Here is a 19,635-nt window from a genome sequence, read left to right as displayed (position 1 = left end):
AAATAACTCCATCTTTCTTAAAATTTTAGACTTATACACAGAAATAACATAGGTGGATAAAAATAATCACAGCATGTTAATAATTATCCACAAGTTAATCACAATCAGTGGATAACTTAAACATAACTATGATTTATGCACACCATTTATGTATATAAATTTAATAAATAAATCCTTATAAAATCATAATTTGAACGACTTAGCCACATAATTATACTTTTTAACTCCAAGTGATGTCAAATGGCTGTGAATATGTTGTTAAATTTTGAATAACTGTGTGTATAGCGCATGTGTTATCCACAATTTTTGCGAGAAATTATGTGTATAAGTGGATAACTTCAAATAAGCGTCACAATTCCTTCTTTTTTACTTTGGGAAATAATTTATATGGATTGCATGAACTATGTATATGACAATTTATTATTAAAATTGGTGAAGAAAAAAATTGCTTATATTAAATCACAACAAGTCATTTTCAATCGTTATATTCGTAAATTCATCTTGCTTTATAAAAGGTATTTTGTTATATTGTAGTAGTTGCTTGAATTATGACTAGATAATAATAAGCTATAGAACAAATTTCTTAATAGCAGACACAATAAGAGAGCAATTGCTCAGATGAAGTATGTTAGTAATTGAAGCTAACATATACTTCGTTAATTTATCTATTTATATGAACCAATTTCTAGGTAGGAAGTTGGAAATATTGGTAATTGAATTCAGATGGAGGTGTTTTGCATGGTAAAACGTACTTATCAACCAAATAAACGTAAACATAGTAAAGTTCATGGTTTCAGAAAACGCATGAGCACTAAAAATGGCCGCAAAGTTTTAGCGCGTCGTCGTCGTAAAGGCCGTAAAGTTTTATCTGCATAAGATCACTGAATCATCAGTGGTCTTTTTTTTGTTTAAATAATAAAATGATATTTAAGTATTGTTCTGATATCATTTTCAAAATAATATATACGTATGTTTTGTTAATAGATAATTGTTACTATTAAAATGAATAGATTAGAATAAGCGAGTGATGTTTAATGGAAAAAGCATATCGTATTAAGAGAAATTCAGACTTTCAAGCGATATACAAGAATGGGAAGTCTGTTGCAAATAGACAATTTGTTGTCTATACCTATAAAAATAGAGATTTAAAACATTTTCGCTTAGGAATAAGTGTCTCAAAAAAACTGGGCAACGCTGTTACAAGAAATAGAATTAAAAGAGCGATAAGAGAGAATTTTAAAGTGCATAAGCAAAATATTATCGCTAAAGATATTATAGTTATTGCGAGGCAACCAGCAAAAGATATGAATACACTGGAGATTCAAAGCAGTTTAGAGCATGTGCTTAAAATTGCAAAAGTGTTTAATAAAAAGATTAAGTAGGGTAGGGGATTTAGACGAACCGTAGTCTAACGTCACACATACCGAAGCCTTACATATGAATGTTGAACAGTTTATTAGCTTTTTTTAAAGAAACAATTTACAATGTTATAATGAATTTTTACATTAATAAGGAGGCGAGACTCTTATGGATTTTGATACGATTACAAGTATTTCAACACCGATGGGTGAAGGTGCTATTGGAATTGTGAGATTATCTGGGCCACAAGCTATTGAAATCGGAGATATCTTATATAAAGGAAAGAAAAAGTTATCTGAAGTTGAGACGCATACAATAAATTACGGTCATATTATTGATCCAGAAACAGATGAAACAGTTGAAGAAGTCATGGTGTCTGTATTACGTGCCCCTAAAACTTTCACACGAGAAGATATTATTGAGATAAATTGCCATGGTGGTATTTTAACAATTAATCGTATATTAGAGTTAACTATGACTTATGGTGCACGTATGGCAGAACCAGGTGAATATACAAAACGTGCATTTTTAAATGGTCGTATAGATTTATCTCAAGCAGAAGCGGTTATGGATTTTATACGTTCCAAAACTGATCGAGCTTCTAAGGTTGCGATGAATCAAATAGAAGGACGTTTAAGTGACTTAATCAAGAAACAACGTCAATCCATATTAGAGATACTCGCCCAAGTTGAAGTTAACATTGATTATCCAGAGTATGATGATGTAGAAGACGCAACGACGGACTTCTTACTAGAACAGTCTAAGCGTATTAAAGAAGAAATCAATCAGTTACTTGAAACAGGAGCACAAGGTAAAATAATGAGAGAAGGGTTATCTACAGTTATTGTAGGACGTCCTAATGTTGGGAAGTCTTCGATGCTAAATAACCTTATTCAAGATAATAAAGCAATTGTGACTGAGGTCGCTGGTACAACAAGAGACGTGTTAGAAGAATATGTCAATGTTAGAGGTGTCCCGTTACGACTTGTAGATACTGCGGGTATTAGGGATACTGAAGATATCGTAGAGAAGATTGGTGTAGAACGTTCTAGGAAAGCTCTAAGTGAAGCAGATTTAATTTTATTTGTGCTTAATAACAATGAACCTCTGACGGAAGATGATCAAACTTTATTCGAAGTCATTAAAAATGAGGATGTTATTGTAATCATTAATAAAACAGATTTAGAACAGCGATTAGATGTTAGCGAACTAAGAGAGATGATTGGTGATATGCCACTTATACAAACATCGATGCTTAAACAAGAAGGTATTGATGAATTAGAAATACAAATTAAAGATTTATTCTTTGGTGGCGAAGTACAAAATCAAGATATGACTTATGTATCTAATTCACGTCACATTTCATTGTTGAAACAAGCGAGACAATCAATTCAAGATGCGATTGATGCTGCTGAGTCTGGTATCCCAATGGATATGGTACAGATTGATTTAACACGTACTTGGGAAATTCTAGGAGAAATTATTGGAGAATCAGCGAGTGATGAATTAATAGATCAACTATTTAGTCAATTTTGTTTAGGAAAATAATGATATAAAAATATAAACAAGACGGTAAGACGTCTAAAATTCAAGATTTTATGACTTTTGGGAGGTAAAAGAGTGGTTCAAGAATATGATGTAGTAGTCATTGGTGCTGGTCACGCCGGTATTGAAGCAGGTTTAGCTTCAGCTCGTCGGGGTGCTAAAACGCTGATGTTAACAATTAATTTAGATAATATTGCTTTCATGCCATGTAATCCATCTGTAGGTGGTCCTGCGAAAGGAATCGTTGTACGTGAAATAGACGCTTTAGGTGGACAAATGGCAAAAACTATTGATAAAACTCACATTCAAATGCGTATGCTTAATACAGGTAAAGGTCCAGCTGTTAGAGCTTTACGTGCTCAAGCAGATAAAGTATTATATCAACAAGAAATGAAGCGTGTACTTGAGAATGAGGATAATTTAGACATCATGCAAGGTATGGTTGATGAACTCATTATAGAAGATAATGAAGTTAAAGGTGTTCGTACTAATATTGGTACAGAATATCGTTCTAAAGCTGTCATTATTACAACAGGTACATTCTTACGTGGAGAAATTATACTAGGAAACTTAAAATATTCTAGTGGCCCTAACCATCAATTACCATCTGTAACTCTAGCAGATAATTTAAGAAAATTAGGATTTGATATCGTTAGATTTAAAACGGGTACACCACCACGTGTAAATGCGAGAACCATCGATTATTCTAAAACTGAAATCCAACCAGGTGATGATATAGGTCGAGCGTTTAGTTTTGAAACAACCGAATTTATTTTAGATCAATTACCTTGTTGGTTAACTTATACAAATGGAGATACACATCAAGTCATTGATGATAACTTACATTTATCTGCTATGTATTCCGGTATGATTAAAGGTACAGGTCCTAGATATTGTCCATCAATTGAGGATAAATTTGTCCGCTTTAACGATAAACCAAGACATCAACTTTTCTTAGAACCTGAAGGACGTAATACGAATGAGGTATACGTGCAAGGATTATCTACTAGTTTACCTGAACATGTTCAACGTCAAATGTTAGAAACCATTCCAGGTCTTGAAAAAGCAGATATGATGCGTGCGGGTTATGCTATTGAATATGATGCAATCGTGCCTACTCAATTATGGCCAACGTTAGAAACAAAAGCGATCAAAAACTTGTATACTGCAGGTCAGATTAATGGAACATCAGGATATGAAGAAGCAGCGGGACAAGGAATCATGGCAGGTATTAACGCTGCTGGTAATGTTTTAGGTACAGGTGAAAAAATACTCAGCCGTTCAGACGCATATATTGGTGTACTTATAGATGATTTAGTCACTAAGGGTACAAATGAACCGTATCGATTATTAACTTCACGTGCGGAATATCGATTATTACTACGTCATGATAATGCTGATTTACGTCTTACTGATATGGGGTATGAATTAGGTTTAATATCAGAAGAACGCTATGCAAGATTTAATGAAAAACGTCAACAAATCAAAGATGAAATACAACGACTTACCGATGTACGTATTAAACCAAATGAACATACGCAAGCAATTATTGAAGCTAAGGGTGGTTCAAGATTAAAAGATGGCATATTAGCGATTGATTTATTACGTCGTCCGGAAATGAACTACGAAACAATTTTAGAAATCTTAGAAGAATCACATCAACTTCCTGAAGCGGTTGAGGAACAAGTTGAAATTCAAACAAAATATGAAGGTTATATCAATAAATCTTTACAACAAGTAGAAAAAGTTAAAAGAATGGAAGCGAAAAAAATTCCTGAGGATTTAGATTATAGCAAGGTAGATAGTTTAGCATCTGAAGCACGCGAAAAGTTAGCTGAAGTTAAACCATTAAATATTGCACAGGCTTCACGAATTTCAGGTGTGAATCCAGCAGATATCTCAATTCTACTTGTTTATTTAGAACAAGGTAAACTTCAAAGGGTGAAACAATAATGAGTATTGAATGGTTATCAGAGAAATTAAGCGAGCAAGGCATAGAACTATCTAATACGCAAAAAGAGCAATTTCAAAAATATTATAAATTACTTGTTGAATGGAACAAAAAAATGAATTTGACAAGTATTACTGATGAACATGATGTTTATTTAAAACATTTCTATGATTCAATAGCGCCTAGTTTCTATTATGATTTTAACGGTCAATTAAGTCTTTGTGATATCGGTGCTGGTGCAGGTTTTCCAAGTATACCTTTAAAGATAGTATACCCTGAATTGAAAGTAACGATTGTAGATTCTCTAAATAAAAGAATACAATTTCTAAATCATTTAGCTGCAGAACTAGGTCTTGAAGATGTTAGTTTTGTGCATGATCGAGCAGAAATATATGGCAAGGGTGTCTACAGGGAGTCTTATGATATTGTTACAGCTCGTGCAGTAGCGAGATTGACTGTCTTAAGTGAGTTGTGCTTACCTTTAGTAAAAAAAGGTGGACAGTTCCTTGCACTTAAATCATCAAAAGGTGAAGAAGAATTGCAAGAAGCGACGTTTGCTATTAACATTTTAGGTGGTAATGTGAAAGAGACTCATACTTTTGAATTACCTGAAAATGCCGGTGAGCGACAAATGATTATTATTGATAAACGTAGACAGACATCAAAAAAATACCCAAGAAAACCAGGTACGCCAAACAAATCTCCACTAGTTGAAAGTTAAGACATCATAGTATGATAAATAATTGAGAGGGAGAGAATGGATAATGAAGAAACCTTTTTCAAAATTATTTGGTTTAAAAAATAAAGATGACATCATTGGTTATACTGAAGAAGAACGTAATAATAATGTAGAATCCATTCATATTGAACGTATCGTACCCAATCGTTATCAACCTAGACAAGTATTTGAGCCAAATAAGATTAAAGAATTAGCAGAGTCTATTGAAGAGCATGGATTATTACAGCCTATAGTTGTACGTCCAATTGAAGAAGATATGTTCGAAATTATAGCCGGCGAACGACGATTTCGAGCATTACAGTCGTTGCATAAACCTCAAGTAGATGTCATTGTTCGAGATATGGATGATGAAGAAACAGCGGTAGTTGCATTGATTGAAAATATTCAACGTGAAAACTTATCTGTCGTCGAAGAAGCGGAAGCTTATAAAAAGTTACTTGAAATCGGGGGAACGACTCAAAATGAATTAGCAAAAAGTCTAGGCAAGAGCCAAAGCTTCATTGCTAATAAACTTAGATTATTGAAGTTAGCACCCAATGTGATTAAGAGATTACGTGAAGGTAAGATTACAGAAAGACATGCACGAGCGGTATTAGTATTACCTGATGAAACACAAGAAGAATTAATCGAGCAAGTTATTAGTCAGAAGTTGAATGTGAAACAAACTGAGGATAGAGTACGTCAGAAAACTGGACCAGAGAAAGTAAAAGCGCAGACTTTCCAATTTTCTCAAGATGTAACACAAGCAAAAGAAGAACTAGGTAAGAGTATTGAAACGATAGAAAAATCAGGTATACGCGTTGAACAAAAAGATAAAGAACATGAAGATTATTATGAAATTAAAATAAAGATATATAAGAAATAATTATAAGAGTCTGGTACATATTTTGATGATGTATTAGGCTCTTTTTATCGTATTACAGTGCATTATCTTTAATAGTATAACGGTAAAAAATTCTGTGCAATAAAATATCCAAATAGCAAATATCAACATTAATAATCATATTAAATGTACCTAATAACATCTTAACCATAGCAAAGAAAACTTGTATTGCGTCACTCAATGAAAGAGCGGTTATATTAGATAAACGTATAATATTTTAAATGATGAAAAAGTGACTTTAAAATGTTTTACGTGAAACAAAAATTATCATTATTTAGAAAATTAGGTGATTTAAACAATATATTTACAACAATTGATTTACGCTATAAACTAAAAGTAAACGATACGTTTCGTTTAATAAATATGGATGAGAAGGGTTATTGTGTTTGGTATATCAATTTCTAGTGCTATACTACATTTCGTTATCGGAGGATTTGCTGTTGCACTTGCATCAATTATGGCTGATAAAGTAGGAGGAAAATTAGGTGGCATTATTGCCACAATGCCGGCAGTCTACCTTGCAGCTATTATAGCGTTAGCTATAGACCATAAAGGACAGCAACTTATTCAAATGTCAATTCATTTAAGTACAGGAGCAATTGTTGGGATTGTCTCATGTATTGTAACTGTGTTCTTTACTTCAATTTTTATTGGTAAGAAAAATTATAGAAGTGGAACAGTATTTGCAATTCTTTGTTGGTTTGTGATTTCTGTTGCGATTTTCTTAGTCAGACATATTTAAATTGGAGGATTAAAAATGAAGTTAGCAATTATTAAATTTTCAGTTGGTGGTTTAGCTGTTTTAATTAGTTATATTGTTTCTGTCGTGCTTCCATGGAAGGAATTTGGAGGTATATTTGCAACCTTTCCCGCAGTGTTTTTAGTTTCAATGTGTATTACTGGTATGCAATTTGGCAATGAGGTAGCTATGCATGTGAGCAGAGGCGCAGTCTTCGGTATGATAGGAGTTTTATGTAGTATACTAGCAACCTGGGGATTACTACAAGCTACACATATGTGGCTATTGAGTATTATTGGTGGTTTTGTAGCTTGGTTTGTAAGTGCATTGATTATTTTTGAAATTGTGGAATTCATAGCACATAAAAGAAGGGATAAACATGGCTGGAAGACCAAAAGATCCAACAATCAATAAAAAAATTTATACTGAGATTCAACGTTTATTGGAAACGACTCATTTTAGAGATATTACTATAGATCAAATTTCTGAGAATACTGGTATTTCTAAAGCAACTATTTATAGACGTTGGAAGGATAAATCTTCAATTATCATGTCCGCGTTTATTGAACAATCTCAATATATTGTGATTCATAATCAAGATAATTTATATGATGATTTATTCCAGTTTTTAGTGAAAATAAAAGATATCTATAAAACAAAACTAGGTAGTGCTGTGATTGAAATATTAATTAGTCATCAACAAATGGAAGCTAGAGAAACTTTTATGACTAATTACTTTAATCATAATCGCAAAGTTTTAAAAGAGATTGTTCGTAAGCACATACAAGAGGAAGAACAAGATTTGTTTATTGATTTAATCTTCTCACCCATCTATTTTAATATATTAATTAAACCTGAAACTCTGGATAAAAATTACATTAAAAAGATGTTGAATCAAGTTTTACGTATATATCATTGATATGAAAAACGCTCCTTTCGAGGAGCGTTTTTTGTTTTTCATGTAACAGGTTAGCCTAAGGTCAGTCTATTAAAACCTTTAACCATACTATGTCAAAGCATTTTGACAATGATAAAGGTGACATCGCAAAAACTATTTGATAGCTTTTATAGAGAAAACCTGATTTGATTTAATAATAATATTAAATGATTTCAAATCATAATTAAGGAGTTTAAAGCAATGAATGTTAGCAATCAAATCAAAAAATTTAGAGAAAGAGATGGGTATTCACAAGAATTTTTGGCTGAGAAAATGTTTGTTTCAAGACAAACTATTTCAAATTGGGAAAATGATAAAAGTTATCCGGATATTCATAATTTACTTATTATGTGTCAACTCTTCAAGGTATCTCTAGACGAACTAGTGGAGGATGATTTGAAAAACGTGCAAATCAAAAATATTAAAAAAGAATTAGACTTTTGGACATGGATGATGATAATTACAATGGTATTAGGAAGTGTTCTCATAGGTCCTATGATTCATTACTTTCATTGGTTAGGAATAGGAATAACATATTTAGTATTTTTAATAGGTATCATTGCTTCTACAAAATTAGAAAAAATTAAAATAAAAAATGATATTGAAACATACGACAGGATATTAGCATTTATTAATGGTAAAGATCCTAAAGAGGTGCAAAAAAGTAAGTTTAGAGATATATGGACATCCTCAATTTCTTTTATTTTCTTTGTTGGTGTGATCATCGGTATAAGTTACTTAAGTATCATTTTAACTGATTATTTTTTATAAAAATCAAAAAGAGAATAGACTGGATGCCTATTGAATTTGACACCCAGTCTACTCTAAGAATGATTATTTATTGCTTTGTCCACTCATAATAATAATGGGAAATATGAAACAACACATAATACAAAATTATGATTATTGTTTTCATAAATATTCCCTACATAGTTTTTATTGCACTTAATAGCAGCGTTTAGCTATTCATTCCACTTATCATACCTGATCCTATTAATATGATGAGTGCAACGATTCCTAATATCACAGATGCTTTTTTAGATAAACGACTAGTTGAGTAATAAACAACACCTGTTAAAAAGGCTTTTAAAAGATTAGTTAAACTGAAAGCCATGAGTGTTTTATTATCCTTTGAAAAAATGTTTAAGCTATCAAGCTTATAGTCTGTTATCTTTAGTCCAAAAACTATTTGAATTAAAGAAATAATAGTTGTAAATCCTAAAATAATGATTGAATAAGAGAGTGCTGCTGAGAATAAACTGCTCGCTTTGGCGTCAGATTTAAATATTTTAGAAATAATTAGAAAGATTAAAAATACTACAACAACACTAAAGATTGTTCCTATGAAAGCGCCTATAGTTGTAGACATACGTAACATATTTTCATCCATTTGGTTATTAGCTATCGATTGGTTATCTAATAGTTCATTACTAGTATTATATGTGATGAAAGCGCTAATAATAGCTAATACTATCACTATGATTGATTTAAGTATCCATTTTGGCTGATGTCTTAGTTTGTTAAAATGATTAACAAATGGAATACTTGAGTTTTGAATATCATTTTCTTTTAATTCCTGTGTACTCATGTAATATATCTCCTTTACTTATTAAGGTTAGTTTGATGGTAACATTTTATTACATAATATAAAATGCAAAATCCTTAAATTTAATTAAATATAGTTACTAATACTAATTTAAAGGTAAAATGATTGATAATATATTAAAAATTATAAGATTTAGTAATTTTTTTACATATAAAAGATTAATAATTTTACAAATGTGTTATCATTTCCTTGTGAATCTATTACACAAGGAGAATATATATGAATAAGAAACTATTGTGGAGCATCATTGGTATTGTAATTATTGTCGTATTAATCATTGCTGCTTTTATATTAAAACAAGTTAATGGTTCAGGTAGTAAAGATAGTAATGCTTACGATACATATACAGTAAGAAAAGAAACACCTATTAGTTTAGAAGGCAAAGCGTCTCCAGAATCTGTGAAAACTTATAACAATAATCAATCTGTGGGTAACTTCTTAAGTGTTTCAGTACAAGATGGTCAAACAGTTAAACAAGGTGAACGTATCATCAATTATGATACAAATGGGAATAAACGCCAACAACTATTGAACAAAGTGAATCAAGCACAATCTCAAGTTAATGATGATTATCAAAAAGTAAATCAAAGTCCTAACAATCATCAATTACAAGTTAAATTGACTCAAGATCAAAGTGCTTTAAATGAAGCTCAGCAGTCATTGTCACAATATGACAGACAACTCAATGACAGCATGAATGCATCATTTGATGGTAAAATTAACATTAAAAATGATTCAGATGTAGGCGAAGGGCAACCTATTTTGCAATTAATTTCTTCAAATCCTCAAATTAACGCAACTATTACAGAGTTTGATATTAATAAAATTAAAGAAGGCGATGAAGTAAATGTCACTGTAAATAGCACAGGTAAAAAAGGAAAAGGAAAAATTCTTAAAATAGATGAACTTCCTACAAGCTATGATACAAGTGACGATAGTACAGCATCATCGGCACAAGCAGGGGCACAAGGTGATAGTGAAGAAGGAACTGAAATGACGACATCTAATCCTACAATTAATCAGCCAACAGGTGGTAAAAGTGGCGAAACATCAAAATATAAAGTTATCATTGGTGATTTAGATATACCCGTGAGATCAGGCTTCTCTATGGATGCTAAAATCCCTCTTAAAACTAAAAAGCTACCAAATAACGTGTTAACAAAAGATAATAACGTATTTGTCGTTGATAAAAATAATAAAGTTCACAAACGTGAAATTAAAATTGAACGTAATAATGGTGAAATCATTGTGAAAAAAGGATTGAAATCTGGCGATAAAGTCCTTAAAAGTCCAAAAGGTAATTTAAATGATGGAGAAAAAGTAGAGGTGTCATCATGATTGAATTGAGAAAAATCAATCGACACTTTAAAAATGGAAATGAATCAAATCATATTTTGAAAGACATAGATATTCATATTGATGAAGGTGAATTTATTGCTATCATGGGTCCGTCTGGTTCAGGTAAAAGTACGTTAATTAATATCTTGGGATTTATTGATCGTGGATATGAAGGAGAATACTTTTTTAACAATGAGAATTATCAAAAAAGCTCAGATAATAAGCTCGCAGAAATTCGAAATCATACTGTAGGTTTCGTCTTTCAGAATTTTAAATTGATTCAAAATAACACTATTTTAGAAAATGTAAGTATTCCGCTAATTTATAATGGTTTGAGTAATAAAGCGAGAAAAAGCAAAGTTTTAGACGGACTTCATGACGTCGGTCTAAAAGGTAAAGAGAATCTCTTACCAAATAAATTGTCAGGAGGGCAGCAACAACGTGTAGCTATTGCCCGGGCAATTATTAATGACCCTAAGTTTATTATTGCCGATGAACCTACTGGCGCTCTTGATTCGAAGACATCTCAAGATATTATGGAGCTTTTCGTAAAACTGAACAAAGAACAGAATACAACTATTATTATGGTAACGCATGATCGTGAAGTGGCGGAAAAAGCTGATCGTATTATCCATATTTTGGATGGGCGTGTGCAAGAGGAAGAGGTGTTGACACGTGAATAACTTTTCAAATGTCATATCAGTTGCTATTCGTTCCATTTTAAAAAACAAACGACGTAATATCTTTACGATGATTGGAATAATTATTGGTATCGCATCAGTAATTACTATCATGTCGTTGGGGAACGGTTTTAAGAAGTCAACGACTGAGCAATTCAATGATGCTGGTGCTGGTAAAAATCAAGCTTCAATTTCTTACATGACAGAAAATATGGAAGCGCCTAAAAATAATCCATTTAAGCAAGAGGATATGAGTGTTGTTGAACAGGTTAATGGTGTTAAGAGTGCTAAAGTAAAAGAGGATAAGGATAGCACATATTCAGTCAAAATTACGAATACACATGGCAGTAGTGATGCTAGTTTAAAAAAGGTTGATAAACTGACAGATGTAGATGAAGGAAAAGGATTTACGAATGATGATAATGAAGTGCTAGAAAAAGTAGCCGTTATAGATAAAAAAATTGCTAAAAAAGTATTCAATAATCAGGCAATGGGTCAATCTATTTATATAAATGGAGAAGGGTTTAAAGTCGTAGGCGTCTCTGAAAGCTCAGAAGTCGATGAAAGTGGGATGCCTATTGAGTCATTAATTCAAATACCTTCAAAAACATTTAATAAATATATGGGCAATTTGACACAAGGTATGCCTCAATTATTAGTTACAGTTGAAAAAGGTTCAGATAAGAAAGACGTAGGTAAAAAGGTCGAAAAAGTGTTGAATAAAAAAGGAACTGGCGTATCTGAAGGTCAATATAGTTATGAAGATAATGAAGCGGTGATGAAAACGATAGGTTCAGTCTTAGACACGATTACTTACTTTGTCGCAGCTGTTGCGGGAATATCACTCTTTATTGCAGGTATTGGTGTGATGAATGTCATGTATATTTCAGTCACTGAACGAACAGAAGAGATTGCAATTCGTCGTGCATTTGGCGCTAAAGGTCGAGATATTGAAATACAATTCTTAGTAGAAAGTGTTGTGTTATGTCTCATAGGTGGTATCATCGGATTAATTCTAGGTATTATTATTGCTACATTGATTGATCTCGTGACACCTGAAATGGTTAAGAGTTCCGTCAGTCTAGGTTCCGTCATCCTAGCTGTAGGTGTATCAACATTGATAGGCATCATTTTCGGTTGGATACCTGCACGTTCAGCTTCTAAAAAAGAATTAATTGATATTATTAAATAATCTATAGCATAGAATGATTTATCGTAAGGTACTATATGGTCGAAATTCTTGTTAACACAGCTATTAGTGTTTATATTGTTGCATTATATACTCAATGGTTAAGTACACGCGATAATTTGAAAGCATAGTAGTTATTAGCCTTTATCACCTATACCCCCTCACTGTTACAAATAGAGGGGGTTAATATATATGTGAATACTTATTTCTGACTATCTATCAATCAGTTGAAGAATGTAAAAAAATTTTTCATGAATTGAATAAAAAATATAAAAAGCAGTATATGTATTAACTAAAATTATCACGATCTTTAATTAATTTATAATATGAATTTAAAATATGGATATGGAAATATAAAGTGATTCAACATTATATGCGTAATTAATTATTAGAAAATATTGATGTAGATTAAATTTTTACAGAAGAGTATTTATAACTATTTGCAGGAAAAATAAAAAGGTTAATGTAGTTAGCTTACTATCAGCGCACGAATAGTGGTTGATCAATAGAAAAATTATAGATGCAAAGTAAACCATCCGTTTGTACGGGTGGTTTTGATTTTGTAAGGTAAAAACTCATTATTGCAGGATATACAAGAGTATTGTCTATCGAGCGAAATATAGAAAGGTAATTTGAAAATTTGAGATGATATATAACTTTAAACATTGAGTAGACTCAACTCAAAAAGTAAGATTAGTTATTAAAAATGTTTCGCATGCTACTTTTTTCATTTAATGATACTTGAATTGTTATTAATAAATAAGATTATTTTATCAATTTTAATTGTGATTAATGCGATAAAATAGATAAATATAATCGAAAATAATGTATTAGATTATTTTAAATGCTGTAATAGAATCAATAAAATGTTTTAAAAACTAAAAAGTTAACAAAAATTTAACCAAATTAGTTAAAAAAATTAATAACTTTTATGTTATTTTGAATTTAGCAGTTATTTTTTCATTCTTTATAAGGGAAAAATCTTATAGAGGTGATTTCTTTGACAAATAATAATAGAATAAAAAGATTTAGCATTAGAAAATACGCAGTGGGAGTAGTATCAATTATTACAGGTGCAACAATTTTCATCGGAGGGCAACAAGCTCAAGCAGCTGAAACTTCAGTGCAACATGCGGATGCACACCCAGAAGACTCGCAAACAACACAACAATTAAAAAATGATAAGGTAGAAGAAACGTTAAAAGCTTCAAAACAAGGTAATGCTGATAGTCAACAAGTACAAACAATTGATCAATCTAAAACAAATCAAAACAACCAACATTCTGTAGCTGAAAGTGCACAACTGAAAAGTGATGAGACAGCTAATCAGCCAAAAAAAGAAGAAGGTAGCTCAGTAAAACAAGACGTCCAACCGTCTAAAAATGTAAATCAACAAGACGTAGCTACTCAATCAAATGAGAGAGAAAATAATGACATAAAAGATGAAGGTCAAACTTCAAAGACGAGCAATCAACATATCCAGAGTTCTAACAGTCATAATCAATCAACAGGAACAAAAGACAGCTACTCAGAAGAAATCGACCAACCATTAGTGAAATTACAAAAGCCGTCTAATGATTCTACATATCAAACACAATCAAAAACAAAACAAGATAGTTCTAAACAACTCCCTCAAGAAAAAACAACAAAACGTCAAATTCAAACAACTGAAAATGAACAGACAACTAAAGTTGATTCTAAAAAAGCTAATGACACTCAAAATGTTGAAAAACATACTCAAGAGCCTAAAAATGATACATCAACATCACAAAAAAATCATCAACAAGTAGCTACAAAAGAACAATCTAATAGAAGTACAACAAGGGAGACGCAAAAGCAATCAGCAAATGCTAATCAAAATCATCAGTCTACACATCAAGCACAGTTCAAAAACCAATATCCAGTAGTATTTGTCCATGGTTTCCTAGGCTTTGCAGGTGATAATCAATTTAGTTTAGCTCCAAAATATTGGGGTGGTACAAAATACAATATTGACAGAAATTTAACTAATGAGGGATACAATGTACATGAGGCAAATATTGGTGCTTTTAGTAGTAACTATGATCGCGCAGTAGAATTGTATTACTATGTCAAAGGAGGACGTGTTGATTACGGTGCAGCGCATGCAGCTAAATATGGTCATCATCGCTATGGTCGAACATACAAGGGCATCATGCGTGATTGGGAACCTGGCAAAAAAATTCATTTTATAGGTCACAGTATGGGTGGTCAAACCATTCGTCAAATGGAAGAATTCTTAAGAAATGGTAACCAAGAAGAAATAGAATATCAACGTCAACATGGGGGTACTATATCCGATTTATTTACAGGTGGTAAAGATAATATGGTTGCTTCAATTACTACACTTGGCACACCACATAATGGTACACCTGCTGCAGATAAAATTGGCACACGTAAACTTGTAAAAGAAACGATTAATCGTATTGGTAGATTAAGTGGTGGTAAAGATGTAGATATAGATTTAGGTTTTTCTCAATGGGGATTAAAACAACAACCAAATGAAAGCTACATTGATTACGCGGAACGTGTATCCAAAAGTAAGATTTGGAATACTGAAGATCAAGCTGTTAATGATCTGACAACGCAAGGTGCTGAAAAAATTAATCAACAAACAAGTCTAAATCCTAATATTGTCTACACTACTTATACAGGGTCAGCGACTCACACAGGACCTCTTGGTAATGAATTACCTAATTCTAGTGAAATTCTTTTGTTGAACTTAACCAGCCGTATTATTGGTAAAGATGCAAACAAAGAAATTAGACCGAATGATGGTGTAGTTCCAGTTATATCATCACAACATCCTTCTAATCAAGCCTTTAAAAAAGTTGATGATCATACACCAGCTACTGATAAAGGTGTTTGGCAAGTGAGACCCGTTCAACATGATTGGGACCATTTAGATTTAGTAGGTATGGATGCATTTGATTTAACACATACAGGTAGAGAATTAGGTCAATTCTATCTAGGTATTATGGATAATATCATGAGAATCGAAGAAGCAGACGGTATTACAAATAAATAAATTTATAGTGTAAGGAAGCCCTCAATAGGGAGGTCACACTGACCTCTATGTTGAGGGCTTTTGTATTATGGTTATTTATTTTTCTCTTCACGTCTCTTTAGGATATATGCACCACCGAGTAAACCCACAGGTATACCAATAAGCGGTGTGACAATGTTACTTAAAATAAATATGATTACAGTTAAACTGAGTACGTTAAACCAATTAATTGTTAAGTTTTTTAAATCCTCATATGATTGTTTGATTAATTCTTTGAATTTCATAATAAAAACCGTCCTTTATTAAAATAATTTTGTGAATTGAGTTACTAAATAGAATGCTTAATCATACGACTCGAGTGTATAAATGAAATCATAGCAAAAATGAAATAAACAATTGTATATATAATCATTACTATGAATATAGGTGACATTGAGACATTTCCTAGAAGTTTCATAAATGCAAGTGCTGCAAATAATGCATGTAATAAAGCAATAAGAAGCGGTAATCCAAAATTAAATGCAATTTTTAATAGTAAACCTTTAGACATATCAGTGTAGGTAAATCCTATACGACGTAATATCTTAAAGTTATCAAGTTCATCCTCAGTTTCATCCATTTGTTTAATGTAAATAATACAACCAGCAGCCATTAAAAATGCTATTCCTAAGAATGATGTTACAAAGATAAGTATGCCATTGCTTTGGTTTATAAATTTCTTATATTCATCGTGCGATACAATATTACGATTAACTTTTGAGGCAATTTTTTCTGCTTTTTTCACATCTTTGTGAGTGTTGAAATTAAAACCGTACATCTTATTAACAATATTGTCAGTTTTTAATGTGTTATATACCTCCGGACTCACCTCAACTATAGGAGCTCCAAATGATAATTGGGATGGATATATTTTAGAGTTATCTTTGTCTTTAACGATAATAGATTGTTTAGATTTTCCTTTAACTGTAATCTTATGATTTAAATGAATATCTATTAATCCTGTTGATGATTGTATATTCGTTATTTTAGCTTCATGACCTTTGAGATGTGAGTTCATCATTAGTGATGTTGTATTAGTAGACATATCAGAACCATTTTTACTCTTCATGACGTGGTCGCTTAATGTTTTTGGATTGATTACTTCATAAGTCCGCTGATGATATTTTAAATTTCCTTGATCTAGTTTATGTTTAAATTGCGCAGCTATTTTATTCTGGCTTATATTAAAATCATCTGGAGAGGTCATTTCTAAAGTTGTATTAGTATTAGATTGTGTAATTGCCGCGAAGCAAAGAATACTAACCGTGAAAGCTGAAATGATAGCAATAACTGTGAGAGACATCGCATTTTTCTTCATTCTGTGCATGATAGATGATGTAAAGACAACGTCTGTGATATTTACACGACCATGTTTAATATGTTTTAGTGTTTTAAAAATAAGTGATACAGAACTTCTAAAGAATAAGAAAGCACCAACAATAGTTAAAAAAAGTATGCTAAAAGGTGTAATCAAAGCAGTTGTTAAGGCTTTAAAAACACCAAACATTTCAGTAGACATATAATATCCAAATACTATCATTATAATTCCTAAAATGCCGCCGATTGCTTCAAACGTAGTTATCCGTTTTTGGGTAGCTTCCGGGGTATAATTGTCTTTCATCAAAGCTAAAATGCTGTGTTTTTTTAAGAAAATGTAATTTTGTATCATTATCAATAAAAAAGCGACAGCTAACATTACGATAGTAATAAGTATAGCTTGGGGTTCAAAGCCAATAGAGATATGTGTGTTTAACTTCATTAATTTAGAAGCGATAACAAGTAAAAGTTTTGAACCAAAAATACCAATTAAAGTGCCTAAAATTCCTGTTACAATAAAAAATACTAGTTGTTCTATATTGAGCATTCTTAGAATATTTCCACGTGTTAAACCTATCAGTTGGTATAAGGCAAACTCTTTTGTACGCCTTTTAATAAATAAATGATTTGCATACATTAAGAAAACAACAATAATGATAAAAAGAATTGTGGCACCAATTGTGGCACCATTTTTAATAATAGTTGAAGAATCTGAGTTATTAATACTATGTGAATATTTTAAAGTTGAGAAACTAAAATAAAGTATAATGCTAATCAATAATGAAAATAGAAACATTCCATAATGCTTAATATTTTTTCTTAAATTTTTAAGGATAAGTTGGTTAAATGTCATGACTGACACCACCTAATGCGGTTTGAAGTTTCATAATTTCTTGGTAAAATGTTTGTTTTGAATCGTTACCCTGGTAGATTTCTGAGTGTATATCACCGTCTTTCAACATAATGACTCTCTCAGCGTAACTAGCGGCTGAAGGATCATGTGTCACCATCATAATGGTTGAATTAAATTGTTTATTCATATCTTCTAGACGGTGTAACAAATCTTGAGCACTTTTAGAATCTAATGCGCCAGTAGGTTCATCTGCGAAAATAATTGTTGGTTTATGGACGAATGCCCGGGCTGCCGCCGTACGTTGTTGCTGACCGCCAGAAATTTCACTTGGATATTTATTTCCCAGGTTATAAATACCTAATGCCTCAGCCACTTCTTTATAATTTTGTTCCATTTCATATTTATGGAATTTTTGTACTGAGAGTGGTAGCATAATATTTTCTTTTACTGTTAATGTGGGTAAAACGCTATAATCTTGAAAAATAAAACCGAGATGTTGTTTTCGAAAATTTGCCACTTCTTTGTGGCTCAGTTTATTAATTTCTTTACCTTCAACTTCTACAGTTCCTCCTGAAATAGTATCTATTGAACTTAACACATTGAGTAAAGTCGTTTTACCTGATCCAGAAGGACCCATGACAGCTACAAATTCCCCTTTTTCAACTGAAAAACTTATATTATTTAAAGCTCGATATTTTTGTTTGTGACCATATACTTTTGATAATTGATTTGCTGTTAAAATAGCCATCCTCTCACTCCTTTAGTTATCTATATTTAAATTGTAGGATGGTTGGGATATCCTTGCCTTTATCTAAACTTACATTTATAGACATGAAACTTACATGTTTGAAAGATACTTGTTTTATAATTTATCAAAATAAATATAAGTGAATGCTTTTGGTTTAATTTTCCGGATTATCCATGGCGCTTAATTTAAACTGAATTTTTAAAAATAAGGTTTTAGTTAATCATTAATAATAATTTAAAAATTGTTTGTTATAATTTATTATGAATTTATGAATGGAGAAAAGGAGTATTAATATGAAAAAAGTATTTATGATCATAAGTATACTTACCATAACTGTTACTTTAAGTGCATGTGGAGGTTCTGGAAAACAAAAAGAGCCATCTAAGGAAAGTCAAAAATCTGATAAATATGATTATGTTTATTATGAAATATTAAATGATGGAGATTCTGAAACGCCAAATGTTGAGATTAAATATAAAGATAAAAAAGGTAAATCACATATAGAAAAAGCTGATTTAGATCACGTGTATGAACATATACTAGGTGATGGTAATAAAAAACCATATATTGTAAAGGATGGGAAGAAAATTCATGTATATCGACCACCATATATGATTTATGGTGATGATGATGTTGAAGGCAAAGCCGTTTCGAAAGATGAAGTTACGAAGTAAAAGAAAGGTGACA

The 19,635-nt window shown here is 31.6% G+C and carries 19 protein-coding genes; 15 read left to right on the top strand and 4 right to left on the bottom strand.

Annotated features, from left to right (window positions below; translation table 11 throughout):
• Nucleotides 1–738 precede the first annotated feature (738 nt).
• The 10 genes from rpmH (at nt 739) to NST35_RS11860 (ending at nt 8,924) form a co-directional block, all read left to right on the top strand.
• Complete coding sequence (rpmH, locus tag NST35_RS11905) at nt 739–876, top strand: 50S ribosomal protein L34 (protein ID WP_000240855.1); 138 nt, start codon at nt 739–741, stop codon at nt 874–876.
• A 158-nt stretch (nt 877–1,034) separates the two neighbouring features.
• A complete protein-coding gene (gene rnpA / locus NST35_RS11900; RefSeq protein ID WP_001832522.1) occupies nt 1,035–1,382 on the top strand; it encodes a ribonuclease P protein component in 348 nt (115 codons plus the stop codon).
• Nucleotides 1,383–1,527: 145 nt separating this feature from the next.
• Nucleotides 1,528–2,907: a tRNA uridine-5-carboxymethylaminomethyl(34) synthesis GTPase MnmE gene (gene mnmE, locus NST35_RS11895; RefSeq protein WP_340747312.1), complete on the top strand. Its 1,380-nt coding sequence runs from the start codon at nt 1,528–1,530 to the stop codon at nt 2,905–2,907.
• A gap of 72 nt (nt 2,908–2,979) precedes the next feature.
• Nucleotides 2,980–4,857 (top strand): tRNA uridine-5-carboxymethylaminomethyl(34) synthesis enzyme MnmG, encoded by a 1,878-nt coding sequence (gene mnmG, locus NST35_RS11890; RefSeq protein ID WP_001831818.1) that lies wholly within the window; start codon nt 2,980–2,982, stop codon nt 4,855–4,857.
• On the top strand, nt 4,857–5,576 hold the full coding sequence (rsmG, locus tag NST35_RS11885; RefSeq protein ID WP_001831748.1) for a 16S rRNA (guanine(527)-N(7))-methyltransferase RsmG: 720 nt from the start codon (nt 4,857–4,859) through the stop codon (nt 5,574–5,576). Before mnmG ends, rsmG begins: the two co-directional genes overlap by 1 nt.
• 43 nt (nt 5,577–5,619) lie before the next feature.
• Nucleotides 5,620–6,459: a nucleoid occlusion protein gene (noc, locus tag NST35_RS11880; protein WP_001831794.1), complete on the top strand. Its 840-nt coding sequence runs from the start codon at nt 5,620–5,622 to the stop codon at nt 6,457–6,459.
• A gap of 400 nt (nt 6,460–6,859) precedes the next feature.
• On the top strand, nt 6,860–7,219 hold the full coding sequence (locus NST35_RS11875; protein WP_001831810.1) for a DUF3147 family protein: 360 nt from the start codon (nt 6,860–6,862) through the stop codon (nt 7,217–7,219).
• Nucleotides 7,220–7,234: 15 nt separating this feature from the next.
• Nucleotides 7,235–7,630, top strand: coding sequence for a DUF3147 family protein (locus NST35_RS11870; protein ID WP_001831775.1), 396 nt, complete (start codon nt 7,235–7,237; stop codon nt 7,628–7,630).
• Nucleotides 7,596–8,135, top strand: a complete 540-nt coding sequence (locus tag NST35_RS11865; RefSeq protein ID WP_001831797.1) for a TetR/AcrR family transcriptional regulator — start codon at nt 7,596–7,598, stop codon at nt 8,133–8,135. The genes NST35_RS11870 and NST35_RS11865 overlap by 35 nt, the downstream gene beginning before the upstream one ends.
• A gap of 219 nt (nt 8,136–8,354) precedes the next feature.
• A complete protein-coding gene (locus NST35_RS11860) occupies nt 8,355–8,924 on the top strand; it encodes a helix-turn-helix transcriptional regulator (RefSeq protein WP_002456812.1) in 570 nt (189 codons plus the stop codon).
• A gap of 187 nt (nt 8,925–9,111) precedes the next feature.
• On the opposite strand, the gene NST35_RS11855 is transcribed toward NST35_RS11860, so the two are convergent.
• Nucleotides 9,112–9,741 carry a YIP1 family protein gene (locus NST35_RS11855; RefSeq protein WP_002486168.1) on the bottom strand — a complete coding sequence of 210 codons (630 nt, stop codon included), beginning with the start codon at nt 9,739–9,741 and terminating at the stop codon, nt 9,112–9,114.
• Nucleotides 9,742–9,978: 237 nt separating this feature from the next.
• Here NST35_RS11855 and NST35_RS11850 point away from each other — a divergent pair, with 237 nt between their 5' ends.
• The 4 genes from NST35_RS11850 to lip all read left to right on the top strand — a co-directional run bounded on the left by NST35_RS11850 (nt 9,979) and on the right by lip (nt 16,012).
• Nucleotides 9,979–11,097: an efflux RND transporter periplasmic adaptor subunit gene (locus NST35_RS11850; RefSeq protein WP_001831820.1), complete on the top strand. Its 1,119-nt coding sequence runs from the start codon at nt 9,979–9,981 to the stop codon at nt 11,095–11,097.
• On the top strand, nt 11,094–11,780 hold the full coding sequence (locus tag NST35_RS11845) for an ABC transporter ATP-binding protein (protein ID WP_001831756.1): 687 nt from the start codon (nt 11,094–11,096) through the stop codon (nt 11,778–11,780). Before NST35_RS11850 ends, NST35_RS11845 begins: the two co-directional genes overlap by 4 nt.
• Nucleotides 11,773–12,969, top strand: a complete 1,197-nt coding sequence (locus NST35_RS11840; protein WP_001831769.1) for an ABC transporter permease — start codon at nt 11,773–11,775, stop codon at nt 12,967–12,969. The genes NST35_RS11845 and NST35_RS11840 overlap by 8 nt, the downstream gene beginning before the upstream one ends.
• Before the next feature lie 997 nt (nt 12,970–13,966).
• On the top strand, nt 13,967–16,012 hold the full coding sequence (gene lip / locus NST35_RS11835) for a YSIRK-targeted triacylglycerol lipase (protein ID WP_002470516.1): 2,046 nt from the start codon (nt 13,967–13,969) through the stop codon (nt 16,010–16,012).
• A gap of 71 nt (nt 16,013–16,083) precedes the next feature.
• On the opposite strand, the gene NST35_RS11830 is transcribed toward lip, so the two are convergent.
• From NST35_RS11830 to NST35_RS11820, 3 genes are read right to left on the bottom strand one after another with little or no spacing between them, the layout of a single operon-like run.
• Nucleotides 16,084–16,275, bottom strand: coding sequence for a VraH family peptide resistance protein (locus NST35_RS11830; protein ID WP_001831751.1), 192 nt, complete (start codon nt 16,273–16,275; stop codon nt 16,084–16,086).
• Between the two features lie 44 nt (nt 16,276–16,319).
• Nucleotides 16,320–18,200, bottom strand: coding sequence for an FtsX-like permease family protein (locus NST35_RS11825; protein WP_001832519.1), 1,881 nt, complete (start codon nt 18,198–18,200; stop codon nt 16,320–16,322).
• Entirely contained in the window at nt 18,190–18,948 is a 759-nt protein-coding gene (locus NST35_RS11820) for an ABC transporter ATP-binding protein (protein WP_001831790.1), read from the bottom strand. Before NST35_RS11820 ends, NST35_RS11825 begins: the two co-directional genes overlap by 11 nt.
• Nucleotides 18,949–19,241: 293 nt before the next feature.
• On the opposite strand from NST35_RS11820, the gene NST35_RS11815 reads away from it, so the two are divergent.
• The gene (locus NST35_RS11815) at nt 19,242–19,622 is read left to right on the top strand and encodes an LptM family lipoprotein (RefSeq protein WP_001831755.1); all 381 of its coding nucleotides are present in this window, start codon (nt 19,242–19,244) and stop codon (nt 19,620–19,622) included.
• Nucleotides 19,623–19,635: the final 13 nt, after the last annotated feature.

Source organism: Staphylococcus sp. FSL W8-0304, from assembly GCF_038006565.1.
Lineage (GTDB): Bacteria > Bacillota > Bacilli > Staphylococcales > Staphylococcaceae > Staphylococcus > Staphylococcus epidermidis.
This window is presented reverse-complemented; position numbering and strand designations above follow the sequence as displayed.

Coding starts and splice junctions, on each gene's coding strand:
- NST35_RS11825 (WP_001832519.1), bottom strand. CDS start 18,200: ATGACATTTAACCAACTTATCCTTAAAAATTTAAGAAAAAATATTAAG.
- NST35_RS11830 (WP_001831751.1), bottom strand. CDS start 16,275: ATGAAATTCAAAGAATTAATCAAACAATCATATGAGGATTTAAAAAAC.
- noc (WP_001831794.1), top strand. CDS start 5,620: ATGAAGAAACCTTTTTCAAAATTATTTGGTTTAAAAAATAAAGATGAC.
- rpmH (WP_000240855.1), top strand. CDS start 739: ATGGTAAAACGTACTTATCAACCAAATAAACGTAAACATAGTAAAGTT.
- NST35_RS11850 (WP_001831820.1), top strand. CDS start 9,979: ATGAATAAGAAACTATTGTGGAGCATCATTGGTATTGTAATTATTGTC.
- mnmE (WP_340747312.1), top strand. CDS start 1,528: ATGGATTTTGATACGATTACAAGTATTTCAACACCGATGGGTGAAGGT.
- NST35_RS11820 (WP_001831790.1), bottom strand. CDS start 18,948: ATGGCTATTTTAACAGCAAATCAATTATCAAAAGTATATGGTCACAAA.
- NST35_RS11865 (WP_001831797.1), top strand. CDS start 7,596: ATGGCTGGAAGACCAAAAGATCCAACAATCAATAAAAAAATTTATACT.
- NST35_RS11860 (WP_002456812.1), top strand. CDS start 8,355: ATGAATGTTAGCAATCAAATCAAAAAATTTAGAGAAAGAGATGGGTAT.
- rnpA (WP_001832522.1), top strand. CDS start 1,035: ATGGAAAAAGCATATCGTATTAAGAGAAATTCAGACTTTCAAGCGATA.
- NST35_RS11855 (WP_002486168.1), bottom strand. CDS start 9,741: ATGAGTACACAGGAATTAAAAGAAAATGATATTCAAAACTCAAGTATT.
- NST35_RS11815 (WP_001831755.1), top strand. CDS start 19,242: ATGAAAAAAGTATTTATGATCATAAGTATACTTACCATAACTGTTACT.
- NST35_RS11845 (WP_001831756.1), top strand. CDS start 11,094: ATGATTGAATTGAGAAAAATCAATCGACACTTTAAAAATGGAAATGAA.
- rsmG (WP_001831748.1), top strand. CDS start 4,857: ATGAGTATTGAATGGTTATCAGAGAAATTAAGCGAGCAAGGCATAGAA.
- NST35_RS11870 (WP_001831775.1), top strand. CDS start 7,235: ATGAAGTTAGCAATTATTAAATTTTCAGTTGGTGGTTTAGCTGTTTTA.